Source organism: Kribbella endophytica (assembly GCF_054781295.1).
In genome coordinates this window covers 112,996-127,131 of record NZ_BAAGUR010000003.1, presented here as the reverse complement: position 1 = coordinate 127,131, position 14,136 = coordinate 112,996, and the positions used below count along the sequence as shown (strand labels likewise).

At 68.4% G+C, this 14,136-nt stretch carries 10 protein-coding genes; 6 read left to right on the top strand and 4 right to left on the bottom strand.

What is annotated here, in order from left to right; all coding sequences use genetic code 11:
- Positions 1 to 48 precede the first annotated feature (48 nt).
- Both ACYVIO_RS26885 and ACYVIO_RS26880 read right to left on the bottom strand, forming a co-directional pair.
- Entirely contained in the window at positions 49 to 1,725 is a 1,677-nt protein-coding gene (locus tag ACYVIO_RS26885) for an ABC transporter substrate-binding protein (protein WP_460653682.1), read from the bottom strand.
- A gap of 185 nt (positions 1,726 to 1,910) precedes the next feature.
- Positions 1,911 to 2,921, bottom strand: a complete 1,011-nt coding sequence (locus ACYVIO_RS26880; protein ID WP_460653681.1) for a LacI family DNA-binding transcriptional regulator — start codon at positions 2,919 to 2,921, stop codon at positions 1,911 to 1,913.
- A 300-nt stretch (positions 2,922 to 3,221) separates the two neighbouring features.
- Between ACYVIO_RS26880 and ACYVIO_RS26875 the strand changes: the two genes are divergently transcribed.
- The gene (locus ACYVIO_RS26875) at positions 3,222 to 4,436 is read left to right on the top strand and encodes an ROK family transcriptional regulator (protein ID WP_460653680.1); all 1,215 of its coding nucleotides are present in this window, start codon (positions 3,222 to 3,224) and stop codon (positions 4,434 to 4,436) included.
- 94 nt (positions 4,437 to 4,530) lie between these two features.
- Positions 4,531 to 5,871 (top strand): GH1 family beta-glucosidase, encoded by a 1,341-nt coding sequence (locus tag ACYVIO_RS26870; protein WP_460653679.1) that lies wholly within the window; start codon positions 4,531 to 4,533, stop codon positions 5,869 to 5,871.
- A 36-nt stretch (positions 5,872 to 5,907) separates the two neighbouring features.
- Here the strand turns inward: ACYVIO_RS26870 and ACYVIO_RS26865 are convergent, their stop codons facing one another.
- Positions 5,908 to 6,609: a TetR/AcrR family transcriptional regulator gene (locus ACYVIO_RS26865; RefSeq protein ID WP_460653678.1), complete on the bottom strand. Its 702-nt coding sequence runs from the start codon at positions 6,607 to 6,609 to the stop codon at positions 5,908 to 5,910.
- Positions 6,610 to 6,703: 94 nt separating this feature from the next.
- On the opposite strand from ACYVIO_RS26865, the gene ACYVIO_RS26860 reads away from it, so the two are divergent.
- Together ACYVIO_RS26860 and ACYVIO_RS26855 are read left to right on the top strand one after the other, a co-directional pair.
- The gene (locus tag ACYVIO_RS26860) at positions 6,704 to 8,215 is read left to right on the top strand and encodes a GMC family oxidoreductase (RefSeq protein WP_460653677.1); all 1,512 of its coding nucleotides are present in this window, start codon (positions 6,704 to 6,706) and stop codon (positions 8,213 to 8,215) included.
- Positions 8,215 to 9,705: a GMC family oxidoreductase gene (locus ACYVIO_RS26855; RefSeq protein WP_460653676.1), complete on the top strand. Its 1,491-nt coding sequence runs from the start codon at positions 8,215 to 8,217 to the stop codon at positions 9,703 to 9,705. The genes ACYVIO_RS26860 and ACYVIO_RS26855 overlap by 1 nt, the downstream gene beginning before the upstream one ends.
- 45 nt (positions 9,706 to 9,750) lie before the next feature.
- Here ACYVIO_RS26855 and ACYVIO_RS26850 read toward each other — a convergent pair whose 3' ends face one another.
- Entirely contained in the window at positions 9,751 to 11,004 is a 1,254-nt protein-coding gene (locus tag ACYVIO_RS26850; RefSeq protein ID WP_460653675.1) for a family 16 glycosylhydrolase, read from the bottom strand.
- A gap of 287 nt (positions 11,005 to 11,291) precedes the next feature.
- Here ACYVIO_RS26850 and ACYVIO_RS26845 point away from each other — a divergent pair, with 287 nt between their 5' ends.
- Positions 11,292 to 13,193, top strand: a complete 1,902-nt coding sequence (locus ACYVIO_RS26845; RefSeq protein WP_460653674.1) for a ricin-type beta-trefoil lectin domain protein — start codon at positions 11,292 to 11,294, stop codon at positions 13,191 to 13,193.
- A gap of 118 nt (positions 13,194 to 13,311) precedes the next feature.
- Entirely contained in the window at positions 13,312 to 14,130 is an 819-nt protein-coding gene (locus ACYVIO_RS26840) for a MerR family transcriptional regulator (RefSeq protein WP_460653673.1), read from the top strand.
- Positions 14,131 to 14,136: the final 6 nt, after the last annotated feature.

The following is a 14,136-nucleotide window of genomic DNA, read 5'->3' as shown; positions in this document are numbered from 1 at the left end:
ACCGCGGCCGGGAGCCCCAGGTGGAGAGCTCCCGGCCGCGGCGGGGTGTCAGGCCCCTGCGGGCTTGAGCTTGAGGACGATCTCCAGCGCGTTCTGCTGGGTCGGCTGGGCCGGCCCGTACGGGTTGGTGTCGTCCGGCCACCCGACCCAGTTCTTGGTGCTGTACAGCGCACCGATGTTCGAGGCGCCGGTCGGGATGATCGGCATCTGCTCGACCATGATCTTCTGCAGCGTGTTCAGCGCCGCCGAGCGGGCCGCGTCGTCGGCCGCGTTGGCGTACGCGTCCAGCGCCTTGGTCGCCTCCGGGTTGTTGTAACGGCCGTAGTTGCCGCTGACACCACCCTTGCCGACCGGCTTCAGGATCTTGCCGTCCATGATGTTCTGGTAGATGTCGTACGGCGTCGCGCCGCCGTTGGTCCAGTGCATCCCGGCCTGGAAGTTGCCCTCGTCGAACGCCTTGAACCACGCGTCCTGGTTGGCCTTGTCGACGGTGGCCTTGATCCCGATCTGGGACAGGTTGTCCTTGATGATCTCGAGGCTGGTGACGTAGTCCGACCAGCCGGCCGGGTTGGTCAGCGTGATCGTGACCGGCTTGCCGCTCTGGTCCTTCAGCGTCTCGCCCTCGAGCTTGAAGCCGGCCGCGGCCAGCTCGGCCTTGGCGCCCTCGACGTCGACGGCGTGCTTCTTGTCCTTGAACTCCGGCGCGATGTAGGACTCACCGACGCCGGCGGGGATGCCGGTGACCGACTCGATCTTCGGGTAGAAGTACCCGGCCTCGGCCTGGGTGAAGATGTCGTCGCGGTTGATCACCTTGTCCATCGCCCGGCGCAGCGCCGGGTTGTCGAACGGCTTCACCGTGGTGTTGATCCACAGACCGTGGATGCCCAGCGTGCCCGGCGCCCAGACCTTGTGGTTCTTCTCGTCCTTGGCCTGGAAGACCGTCTTCACGTTCGGGACGAAGACGAAGCTCCACTCCGAGGCGCCGTTGGCCAGCGCGGTGGTCTGCGCGTTGTTGTCGTTGTACGACGTGTAGCGCAGCTCCTTGACCTTCGGGAGCTCCTGCCAGTACTTGTCGCGCAGCTCCAGCGTGGTGGTCTGCGGGGTGAACGACTTCAGCTTGTACGGGCCGGTGCCGATCGGGTCCTTGACGGTGTCCTGGCTCGGGTCCTTGAACGCCGACCACTGGGCCTTGGGGATCACGAAGACGCCGAGGATCTTGTTCTGGTTGACGAACTGCGACCGGGGGAAGGTCAGGTCGACCTTGTTCCCGGTCTGGGTGATCGTGCCGTACGGGATCGCGTCCTGGTTCAGCCCCTCGTTGTCCTTGCGGAGCTGGAAGGAGTAGGCCACGTCCTCGGCGGTCATCGGCTTGCCGTCGGACCAGGTGACACCGTCGCGGATCGTGAAGGTGACCTTCTTGAAGTTGTCCGCCCAGACGAAGTCGGTGGCGAGCCAGGGCTTGCCCTTCTCCTGCGGCTTGAGCGCGTTGATCATCACCAGCGGCTCGTAGATCATCCACCGGTACCCGAGCGAGGCGCCCGAGGACGAACCGAGGAACGGGTTGTGGTTCTCCGTCTGCGGGCCGTTCGGCATGCCCACGTTGAGCACCGTGGCGCCGCCGCCGGAGCTGGCGTTCGAGTTGTTCGTGTCCCCGTTGCTGCAGGCAGCCAGTGCTGCCGCGAGCAGGCCCGCGAGGGCCAGCGCGACTGAGCGTCGTGCTCGCATCGTTCCTCCTGTGTTCGTCCACTGCTGGCGGATGACGGTCGAATGACTGTCGGTGGTGCGTTTGGGCACGCATCGTGCCGTGAAAGCGCTCTCATGGAAAGAGCGCACGGCTTAACAGATCGATATCGGCGGTGCTGAGGGGTTGCCGGTGGCGAAGCAGGGGCAGCTACCTCGCCACCGGAGCTCTACGAGGGGCGGGCGGGGGCGGTCGAGCTGCGCACGATCAGCGTCGTGGGCAGCACCTGGGGAGCCTCCGGCAGCGGCTTGCCGCCGAAGTAGTCCATCAGCATCCGGGCCGCCGTCTGGCCCATCTGGCGCATCGGCTGATGCACCGTGGTCAACGGCGGTTCGGTGTGCTGGGCGTACGGGATGTCGTCGAAGCCGACCACCGACACGTCGTTCGGCACGTTCCGCCCGGTCTCCCGGACGGCCTGGATGGCACCGCCGGCGGACAGATCGTTGTGCGCGAAGATCGCGTCGAACTTCGTACCGGCCTCGAGCGCCTGCTGGACGCCGCGGCGACCGCTGGAGTGGGTGAAATCGCCTTCGAAGACGAGCCGTGGGTCCAGCTCGAGACCGGCCGCCGCGTAGGTGTCGCGGAAACCGTCCAGGCGTTCTTGCGTACAGCCGAACCAGTCCACGCCGGTGATCACCAGCGGGCGGCGGCGACCGAGCTCCAGCAGGTGCCGGGCGGCGGCCTCACCTCCGGCCCGGTTGGTGGTGGCGACGGACGGGAACACGGGTTGCTTGGCCCGGTCGTCGATCAGGACGACCGGCAGGCCACGCGAGTGCAACTGCTCGATGTAGGCGAGCGTGCCTTCCGGCTCGATCACCAGCAGGCCGTCGAACGACTGCGCCGAGACCTGCGAGGCGAACTGCTGCATCGACTCCTCACCCCGGTTGCAGGTGAACAGCAGCAGGCCGTAGCCCTCGGTCTCGACGACGTCGACAGCGCCTTGCAGCACCTCGCCCATCCAGGGCCAGGTGAGCGAGGGGACCAGCATGCCGACGATCCGGGTCCGGCCGCGGGCCAGGCCGACGGCCCGGGCGCTGGGCACGTACCCGAGCTCGTCGATCACCTGGCGGACCCGTTCGGCGGTCCGCAGGTCGAGTTCGCCCTTGCCGTTCAGAACCCGCGAGACGGTCGTCTTGCTGACTCCGGCACGGGCCGCGACATCGGCGATCGTGATCGACATTCACAGCTCCCCTCGGGCGGTGGGGTGGTGCGGGGCGGTTTGTTGCCGATTCGTGAACGGTGTGTTCGGAACCGGTTTCGGAAGCGGTTCCGTAGAGTGAAGCGGAGTGGGCCAGGTCACGTCAATCACGACGCGATAACGAAACCAGGACTAAGTTCACGATTTGTAAGAAGTCCGGCGCGCGGCCGGGCTCAGGGCTGGCGACCCGGCGCTGCGGCATGATGGACTGCGGGGAGCGATTGATCTCAGTGGCCGCCGTGGTGGCCTGGCAGCGGGTGCAGAGGGCGGGTCGAGAACACCATGGACGGACGCCGGACGACTGTGCGCGACATGCGGCGGTCCAACCGGTCGGTGATCCTGACCAGCATCTACCGGCAGGGACCGCTGAGCCGCTACGAGTTGGGCCACGAGACGTCGCTGAGCGCGGCCAGTGTGAGCAACCTGGTCGGCGAGCTGCTCGAAGAGGGCATCGTCGAGGAGGCCGGGTCGGTCGAGTCCGACGGCGGCCGGCCGCGCGTGCTGCTGCGGGTCGCGCCGTCCTTCGGGTACGTCGTCGGCGCCGAGGTCGGCGAGACGCGGGTCAGGGTTGAGCTCTTCGACCTGGCGATGTCGGTGCTCGCGACCGTGGTCTACCCGATCGAGACGCCGAAACCCGCGCCGGAGCTGGCGGTCAAGTACGTGCTGCAGGGCCTCGACGCGGTGATTACGCAGGCCGGCGTACCGGCTGAACGTGTGCTGGGGCTGGGAGTTGCTGTCGCTGGCGTGGTCGAGGGGCCTGCGGATGCTGTCGTGCATGCGCAGACGCTTGGCTGGGACGCGGTTCCGCTGGGCGCGATGCTCGCGGCGGGGACCGAGATCCCGATCCAGGTGGACAACGGCGCGAACACGTTGGGCCAGGCCGAGATGTGGTTCGGTGCTGGGCGCGGTGCGACGGATGCCGTTGTGGCGCTGGTTGGCTCCGGCGTTGGTGCTGCTTTGGTGACTGGTGGGACGAGCTACCGCGGCACGCGCAGCAGCGCGGGCGAGTGGGGCCACACGACGATCATGTACGGCGGCCGCCGGTGCCGGTGTGGTGCTGAAGGGTGCCTCGAGGCGTACGTCGGGGCTGACGGTGTGCTCGATCGGTATCGGCTTGCTGGTGGGCCGGCCCCGCGGTCCGACGACGAGGAAGCCGAGTTCATCTCGCTGCTGGCCGCGGTGGGTTCGTCGGAGATCGCCGCGAAGGTCGTCGAGGACACGATCGGGTATCTGGGGGCGGGGTTCGCGAATCTGGTCAACCTGGTCAACCCCGAGCGGATCGTGCTGGGCGGTTGGTCGGGCCTGCTGCTGGGGGAGCGCTACCTGCCTGAGCTGCGTGAAGCGGTTGGCAAGCATGCGCTGCATCGCCCGTACGCCCAGGTGACGATCGAGCTCTGCGAGCTGGGTCGAGATGCGGTTGCTCTGGGTGCGGCGACACTTCCGGTCCTGCGTTTGCTGCGTGAGGGCGGCAGCGCGAAACGGCTCGCTGCCAGCTGATCCCTGAGGTTCCGGAACCTGAACTCGCTGCGCGAGGTTCAGGACTTCAACTATGCTTTGAAGAAACCGCCTTCCCACCCTTTGGGGGTCACCGATGGTCGAGCTCTCCCCGCTTCGGCAGGACTTTGTCTGGGGTACCGCCACCTCGGCGTACCAGATCGAAGGCGCTGTCGACGCCGACGGCCGGCTGCCGTCGATCTGGGACACGTTCTGCCGGGTTCCCGGCGCGATCGACAACGGTGACACCGGTGACGTGGCCTGCGACTCGTACCACCGCTGGCCCGAGGATCTCGCGCTGATCAAGCAGCTCGGCGTCGACGCGTACCGGTTCTCGATCGCCTGGCCGCGGGTGATCCCGACCGGCTCCGGTGCCGTCAACGAGGCCGGTCTGGCGTACTACGACCGGATAGTCGACGACTTGCTTGCCGAAGGCATCAAGCCGTTCGTCACCTTGTACCACTGGGATCTGCCGCAGGCGCTGCAGGAGCTCGGCGGCTGGGACAACCGCGACACGGCGTACCGGTTCGCCGAGTACGCCGCGGTCGTCGGCGCGAGGCTCGGCGATCGCGTGCGCGACTGGGTGACGCTGAACGAGCCGCTCTGCTCGGCCTGGATCGGCCACTGGGAAGGCCGGATGGCGCCCGGGATCACCGACCCGGCGATCGCCGTGCGCGCGTCGTACAACCTGCTGCTGGCGCACGGTCTCGGCGTGCAGGCGCTGCGCGAATCGTGCCCCGAGCCGCCGTCGGTCGGCCTGGTCGTGAACCTGAGCGGCTGCGAGCCGGCCAGCCAGAGCGCCGAGGACATCCGCGCGTCGACGATCGCCGACGGGCACATCAACCGCTGGTGGCTCGACCCGACGTCGGGGCGCGGCTTCCCGGCCGACATGGTCGAGACGTACGGCGTGGAGCTGCCCGAGCAGCCGGGTGACCTCGACATCATCGCCGCGCCGACCGACTTCATCGGCCTGAACTACTACTTCCGCCAGATCATCAAGGCCGACGACACCGTGCCCGTGCTCGGCTTCAGCCAGGTCCCCGGCCCGAACGCCGAGCACACCATGCTCGACTGGGAGATCCACCCGGCCGGCCTGGAGGAGCTGATCCTGCGCCTGGCCAAGGAGTACGGCGCCGAGAAGATCTACATCACCGAGAACGGCTCGGCCTGGGTCGACCAGCCGGACGACGCCTTCAGTGTCGACGACACCCAGCGGACGGCGTACCTCGAAGGGCACCTCGCGGCCTGTGTTCGCGCCGTGCAGCAGGGCGCTCCGCTGGCCGGCTACTTCGCCTGGTCGCTGATGGACAACTTCGAGTGGGCCTACGGCTACGCCCCGCGCTTCGGCCTCGCCTACGTCGACTACCCGACCGGCAAGCGCGTGATGAAGACCAGCGGCAAGACGTACGCCGAGCTGGTCAAGTCCCACCGCGTCTGAGTTCTCTCAACTGACCGCGTCCTGCGAAGGGCGCGGTCAGTTGGTGTCTGCGAGGCGTCGGAGCCAGTCGTCGAGCAGGGCCTGCTCGGAGGCGCTGAGTGGGCTCTCGGTTTGGTTGCTCAAAGCAACTCGCAGCCTGGTCGCCTGCGACGGGATGTCCTTGCGGCCTGGGGTTTTGCCGCTGGTGATGGTGCGGAGCACGGCCTCCCGAGCGACGGCGGACAGCTCGGGATCGCGGTCCGCGGGCGGAAGGACGATCTGCGACAGCACGAGACCGATGCCGTTGGCATGCATCAGTGCGGCGGCTCGTTCGACGCTCATCGTCAGGCGGCCGACGGCGGCCACGCGGGCGATCATGCCGTGCAGACGTTCGATCGCTTCGGCGCGCAGGGTCGACGCCTTGTCGTCGGCAGGACCGCCGTACACGAGCGTGTAGAACATCGGCTTCGACAGGCCGAAGTCGACGTGCAGGTCCCAGGACCGGCGCAGGTCGTCGAGCGGGTCGTCGGTCTCGCCGAGGTCGCGCTTGTCGCGCAGGTAGTCCTCGAAGGCCTGGGTCGCGACGGCGTCGAGCAGACCGTCCATGTCGCCGAAGATCCGGTAGATCGTCGGCGGCTGGACCCCGGCCACCGTACTGACCGAGCGGGTGGAGACCGCGGCGCGGCCGCCGTCGGCGAGCAGGTCGGTCGCGGCGCGGACGATCCGGTCCCGGGTGCTCGCGCGGGTGCTGGTTGGCATGTTATCGACGATAACAAGAACTGGCCCCTGGTGTTTCGTTCACGGTGGTATACCTAAGAGTGTTATCACTGGAAACATCCACAAGGGGACTGACGTGAGTGACTACGACTACATCGTCGTCGGCGGCGGTACGGCGGGCTGCGTGCTGGCCGCGCGACTGTCGGAGAGCGGCGCGGCCCGGGTGCTGCTGCTGGAAGCCGGCGCCGCGGAGGCGCTGCCCGAGGCCGCGATCCCGCCGGCCTGGCCGGCCCTGCTGACCAGCTCGATGTCCTGGGGCGAGCTCACCGTCGTCCAGCCGGGAACCGGTACGCCGGTCCCGCTGCCGCGCGGCCGCGGTCTGGGCGGTGGGTCGGCGATCAACGCGATGTCGTACGTCCGCGGTCACCGGTCGAGCTACGACGCCTGGGGCAAGAGTTGGGGTTTCGACGACCTGCTGCCGTACTTCCGCCGCAGTGAGACCGCCCCGGGCCGCGATCCCGAGCTGCGCGGTACCGACGGTCCGCTCCACGTTGCCCCCGCGGACCCGGTCAATCCGGTGCTCGCCGCCTGCCTCAATGCGGCGCTCGAGGTCGGTTACCCGCTCGCGAACGACATCACCAGCGGTGTCGAGGAGGGCTTCGGCGCCTCGGACCAGAACATCTACGAGGGTCGGCGCCAGAGTTCCGCCGACGCCTACCTGACTCCGGAGGTCCGCGGCCGGGCCAACCTCGAGATCGTCACCGACGCGTTGGCGCACAAGCTCCTGATCCGTGACGGCCGATGCGTCGGCGTCGAGTACTCGATCGCCGGCGCTGACCCGGCGCCGGTGCGCTGCAGCCGTGAGGTGGTCCTGACCGCGGGCTCGATCGGTACGGCGCAGTTGCTGATGCTGTCCGGCGTCGGGCCGCAGGAGCACTTGCGCGAGGTCGGCGTGGACGTCGTACTCGATCTGCCTGGTGTCGGCGGCAACTTCCACGACCACCCGACCGGTGCCGTCGCGTTCAGCGCGTCGCGGTCCGTTGCCCACAACAACTTCAACCACGCCGACGTTCTGGGGCTGATCCGCACCGATCCTTCGCTCGGTGCCCCGGATCTGCAGTTGCTCTTCGTCGACGTGGCTCAGGTCGCTGAGCACGGCGGTTATCAAGGTGCTCCCGACAACGGGTTCACCATCCGCCCGTCGGTGATGCTCCCGCGCAGTCGTGGGACCGTTCGGCTGGCTGGCCCGACCGCCGGTACGGCGCCGCTCCTCGACCCGAACTACTTCGCCGACGAGTACGACGTACGGACGATGGTGACCGGGCTCCGCCTGGCCCGCGAGATCGGCGCGGCGAAGGCGCTCGACGGCTGGCGCGACGCGGAGATCGCGCCCGGTGTGGACCTGGACGACGACGCGGGCCTGGCGGCGTACCTGCGGGCCACGATGATCTCGTACTGCCACCCGGTCGGCACCTGCAAGCTCGGCACCGACGAGCTCGCCGTCGTCGACCTGGACCTGCGTGTCCACGGCATCGAAGGCCTGCGGATCGCCGACGGCTCGGTCATCCCGTCGTTGCCCTCGGCCAACACCAACGCGACCGTCTACGCGATCGCGGAACGCGCCGCCGACCTGATCGGGCGCGGCTGATGACGTACGACTACATCGTGGTCGGCGGCGGTACGGCGGGCAGTGTGCTCGCGGCACGCCTGTCCGAGCGGCCCGACATACGGGTCCTGCTGCTGGAAGCGGGCGCTCGCGAGCCGCACCCGCTGGTCGCCGTACCGCAGGATCACTACCTGCTGCGCCAGACCGCCTTCAACTGGGGCGACAGCACCGTCGTCCAAGCCAGTACCGGTACAGCGACGCCGCTGCCGCGCGGCCGTGGTCTCGGCGGCTCGTCGGCGATCAACGCGATGCTCTTCCTGCGCGGGCATCGGTCCAGCTACGACGACTGGGCCGAGGCCGGCGCCAAGGGTTGGGGCTTCAACGATCTGCTGCCGTACTTCCAGCGCAGCGAGACGGCCGCCGGCCGTGATCCGCAGCTGCGCGGTCAGAGCGGTCCGGTGGTGGTCGGGCCGGCGGATCCGCCGAACCCGGTGCTCGCGTCGGTTCTGGAGGCGGCCGTTCAGGTGGGCCACGGGGCCGCCTCCGACATCAGCGGGGGACTGGAGACGGGTTTCGGGTGGACCGATCTCAACATCGTCGCCGGGGTCCGGCAGAGTGCCGCTGACGGCTACCTGACGCCGGAAGTCCTTGCCCGGCGCAACCTCCAGGTCGTCACCGGCGCGGTCGTGCACGACGTACGGATCGTGAAGGGCCGGGCGGTCGGCGTCCGGTACAGCACGTACGGCGCACTGCTGTCGGTCGACTGTTCCCGCGAGGTCGTGCTCACCGCCGGCGCGATCGGATCGCCGAAGCTGCTGATGCTGTCGGGCGTCGGACCCGCCGATCACCTGCACGGGCTCGGCATCGCCGTCCGCGCGGACCGTCCGGGTGTCGGGTCGAATCTGCGCGATCACCCGATCGCCGGGGTGGTCTACGGCACGACCAAGGAGGTCCCTGCCGGGCGGAACAACAACGCCGAGCTGGTCGGGCTGGTCCAGACCGATCCTGCGGCCGCCGGACCCGACCTGCAGTTCGTCGTCACGCATGTCCCGCAGGTCCCGACCGGCGCGCCGAAGTACGGCTTCACCATCCGGCCGTCGGTGATGCGCCCGTTCAGCCGCGGCACGGTCCGGCTCGCGAGCAGCGTGCCGACCGCGGCGCCGCTGATCGACCCGAACTACTTCGCCGACGAACGCGACCTGACCACGATGCTGCGCGGCATCGCACTGGCCCGGGAGATCGGTGCCGCGCCGGCGCTGGCCAGTTGGGGCCCGACCGAGATCGCGCCGGGGCCGTTGGTGACCGACCTGCGCGAGTACGTCGGACGCACGCTGACGTCGTACTGCCATCCGGTCGGGACCTGTGCGATCGGTGACGACGACGCGGCTGTGGTGGACACCGAACTGCGGGTCGTCGGGATCGAAGGGCTGCGGGTCGCGGACGCCTCGGTGATGCCGTCGTTGCCGTCGGCCAACACTGTCGCGACGGTCTACGCGATCGCCGAGCGGGCGGCCGGGTTGTTGCTGGAATAGCCGAAGGGCCAGGCCGGTGCGGCCTGGCCCTTCAGACGTTGGAGATCAGACGGTCCACTTCTGGTTGGCGCCGCCGCCGCAGGTCCAGATCTGCGTCGGAGTGGCGTTCGCCGAGTTGTTGCCGGTGACATCGAGACACTTGTTCGCCCGTGGGTTCACCAGGTCCCTTGCTCCGGAGTACGTCCACTGCTGGGCCGCATTACCGTTGCAGGTAGCAATCTGTACGCGCGTGCCGTCGGCAACTCCGGCGTTCGCGACGTCCAGGCACTTGCCCAGGGCACGGATCGTGCCGTCGCCCGGCCGGGTCCACTTCTGCGCGTTGCTGCCGTTGCAGTCGTAGAGCTGGACGGTGGTGCCGTCGGCCGCGTTCGCGCCGGCGACGTCCAGGCACTTGCCGGCCAGCCCGGTGATCTGGCTGCCGGTGCCGCCGCTGCTGCCCAGGGTGGAGACCCGGACGTAGTCGACGACCATCGACTGCGGCATCACCGTGCTGCCGTCGGGGTAGCCGGGCCAGTAGCCGCCGACCGCGACGTTCATGATCATGAAGAACGGGTGGTTGTAGACCCACTGGCGACCGCCGAGGTCAGCCGGGGTCCGGCGCTGGTACTGCACGCCGTCGACCGTCCAGGTGATCGAGTCCGGCGCCCAGTCGACCGCGTAGGTGTGGAAGTCGTTGCGGAACGGCTGACCGTTCGGCGACTGGTACGCCGCGCCGATGCCGCCCTCGCCCGAGTAGCCCGGGCCGTGCAGCGTGCCGTGCACGGTGTTCGGCTCGCGGCCGATGTTCTCCATGATGTCGATCTCGCCGTCGTTCGGCCAGTTGCCGCCGCCGAGCATCCAGAACGCCGGCCAGACCCCCTGCGTGCCGGGGATCTTGATCCGGGCCTCGAAGCGGCCGTAGGTCTGGGTGAACGTCTGCGCGGTGAGCAGCCGGGCCGAGGTGTACTCGCAGGTGCCGTAGTGGCACTGGAAGCCGCCGCTCTCGCGGCGCGCGGTGATCACCAGGTTGCCACCGCCGTCGAGCGCGGCGTTGCGGGTCGAGTTGGTGTAGTACTGCCGTTCGTTGTTCCCCCAGCCGCCGCCTCCGATGTCGAAGCGCCACTTGCTCTGGTCGGGGCCCTGGCCGGACGGGCCGTCGAAGTTGTCCTCCCAGATGGTGGCCTGCGGGGCCATCGCCTGAGCGGCGCTGTCGCCCGGCGTACGGGCGTCGGCGGGGGACTGGAGTACGGCGGTGCCGAGCAGAGCGGCGCCTGCGGTGAGCAGGGCGGCGGCCCGGAACCGGGAACGCGGGAACCTCATGCGTGCCTCATTTCTCGCGCGGCCGAACGGGGCGGTCCGGCCGGCGTGGGGGCGGGGGCGGGACGGAACGAGACAAGGAATCGCTGGGAGGGAGCTAACTGTGAGAACGCTCCCACGTCAAGACCACACGTAAATACAAGGTGTGAAAAAAGCGGCGGCACGGCATTGACTCCGGTGCGCACCGATGGTTACCTGCTGATGACCACCAGTTGCGGCGCGGGCAGACGCCGGACCCGGGGTTCCTTTTCGTTCCCCTGTGAGCCCTTGAGCAAGAGGGAGATCCGCCCATGCCCCGCACCCTTCGTCGTGCCCGCCCTGGACGACGACGCCTGCTCCCCGCCCTGGCGGGATTCGCGGCCCTCTCGGTGGTCGCCACCGGCCTGAGCCTCGGCAACCCGCAGCCTGCCCACGCCGCCGGCGAGCAGGTCAATGTCTGGCTGACCACCACCAACGACGCCGGCGGTCGCAACGTGACTCGCGGCCTGCAGCAGCAGGCGCCGGTGAACTTCGGCCCGGCCGGAGGCACGGCCAACCAGACCGTCACGGTCAACGAGAATACGTCGTACCAGACCTTCGAAGGCGGTGGCGCGTCGTTCACCGACAGCGCCGCGTGGCTGCTGAACAGCAGCAACACGATCACCGCCGCGACCCGCAACCAGGTGATGAAGGACCTGTTCGACCCGGTCAACGGGATCGGCCTGGCCTTCACGCGTAACCCGATGGGTGCGTCCGACCTGGCCCGGTTCAACTACTCGTACGACGACACCTGCTGCGACCTGAACGACTTCACCATCAACCACGACCTCGCCGACGTCGTACCGCTGACCAAGCAGGCCAAGCAGCTGAACCCGGCGCTGAAGGTGAAGGGCGCGCCGTGGAGCGCGCCGGCCTGGATGAAGGACAACAACAAGTTCACCAACCGCGGCTGGCTGAAGGCCGAGTACTACCCGCTGTACGCGCAGTACTTCGTGAAGTACGTGCAGCAGAACGAGGCCCAGGGCAACCACATCGACTACGTGTCGGTGCAGAACGAGCCGACCTGCTGCGGCAACGACAACACCGGCTACGCGTCGATGAACTGGAACGGCGCCGGCCTGCTGAACTTCACCAAGAACCACCTGCTGCCGGCGTTCCGCGCGGCCGGGATCACCACCAAGGTGATGGTGCTGGACTACAACTGGGGCAACTACAACGACCTCGGTTCGGTCCCGCTCGCCGATGCCGGGCTGCGCAACGACCCGCTGTTCGGTGGGATCGCGTGGCACGGGTACGGCGGTGACGTGAACTTGCAGACCACGGTGCACAACCAGTACCCGGCCGTGAACCACTACATGACCGAGCACTCGGGCGGTACCTGGATCGCGAACCAGCAGGTCGAGGACATGAACAACCTGATCGACTACACCCGCAACTGGAGCAAGTCCTGGGTGAAGTGGAGCCTCGGCCAGGATCAGAACATGCTCCCGTACGTCGGTGCCGGCTGCAACGTGTGCACCGGGCTGATCACCGTCCAGCGCGGTGGGGCGCGGGCCGGGCAGGTCGACAAGACCGTCGAGTACTACACGATGGGTCACCTGACGAAGTTCGTGAAGCCGGGGGCGGCGCGGATCGAGTCGAACGCGAACGCCTCGGTGAAGAACGTCGCGTGGAAGAACCCGGACGGCTCGAAGGCGCTGATCGCGTTCAACACGACGGGCAGCTCGCAGTCGGTGCGGGTGAACTGGGGGTCGCAGTCGTTCGTGTACACGCTGCCGACCAAGACCTCGGCGACCTTCACGTGGTCGGGGACGCAGAGCGGCGGTGGTGGTGGGACCGGTGGTCAGATCACCGGGCTGGCCGGGAAGTGCATCGATGTCGCCGGCGCGAACTCGGCGGACGGCACCGGCGTACAGCTTTATGACTGCAACGGCTCGACCGCTCAGCAGTGGACGCGTCCTGGTGACGGGACTGTTCGGGCGCTCGGCAAGTGCCTGGACGTTGCCAGCGCTGGTACGGCGGACGGCTCTCGGGTGCAGCTGTACACGTGCAACGGGTCGGCTGCTCAGCAGTGGAACTACACCGGCGGGAAGGATCTGGTGAATCCCGCGGCGAACAAGTGCTTGGACGTGACCGGGAACAACTCGGCGAACGCGACACCGCTGCAGATCTGGTCCTGCACCGGGGCCGCGAACCAGAAGTGGAACGTCTAGCCCTCTAGTCGTGGGGTCCGCACGGGGACCCCGCCCGACCGACCGCGCCCCGCGCCCCCGGGGTCGCGGTCGGTCTGTTGTTGACCCTCCGGTCGCCGGAGGGTGCAAGGTTTGATGCATGACGGCTTCGGTGACCATCGGGGAGTTCTCCCGGCTCACGCATCTGAGCGTGAAGACGCTGCACCACTACCACGACATCGAACTGCTCGCGCCCGCCGCGATCGACCCGAGCTCCGGCTACCGCCGGTACGAGGTCACGCAGGTGCCGACCGCTCAGCTGATCCGCCGGCTGCGTGAGCTGCAGATGCCGCTCGCGCAGGTCCGGGAGGTGATCGACGCCCCCGACCTCGCGACCCGCGACCAGACGTTGCGCCTCCACCTCGACCAGATGGAGCGCGAGCTGATCCGCACCCAGGAGGTCGTCGCGTCGCTCCGCTCGATGCTCACTCTCCAGCCGACGCAGCTCGCGGTCGAGTACCGCTTCGTCCCCGCCTTCCGCGCCTACGCCGTCACCGACCGGGTCGCCCGCGACCAAATCGACGCCTGGTGCGAGACGACCTTCACCCGCCTCGGCGCGATCGGCGGAGAGCTCGGCATCACGGCCACGGCCGGAGCGACGTACAGCGACGAGTTCTTCACCGACGACGTCGGCGAGGTCGTCGGCTTCCTGCCCGTCGCGCCCGGGCAAGCGCCGTACGAGGGTGTCGAGCTCGTCGATCTCCCGGCCGGCTACTTCGCGGTGACCGTGCACGCCGGGCCGTTCACCGACTTCGACCGCACGTACGGCGCCCTCGGCAGCCACGTCGCTGAGCACTGCGCGATCGCTCCCGGATCGATCCGCGAGCTGTACGTCGTCGGGCCGGGCGAGACCGCCGACCCGACCACTTACCGGACCGAGATCTGCTGGCCGATCCAGCGGATCCCCACGCTGCACTGATCGCAA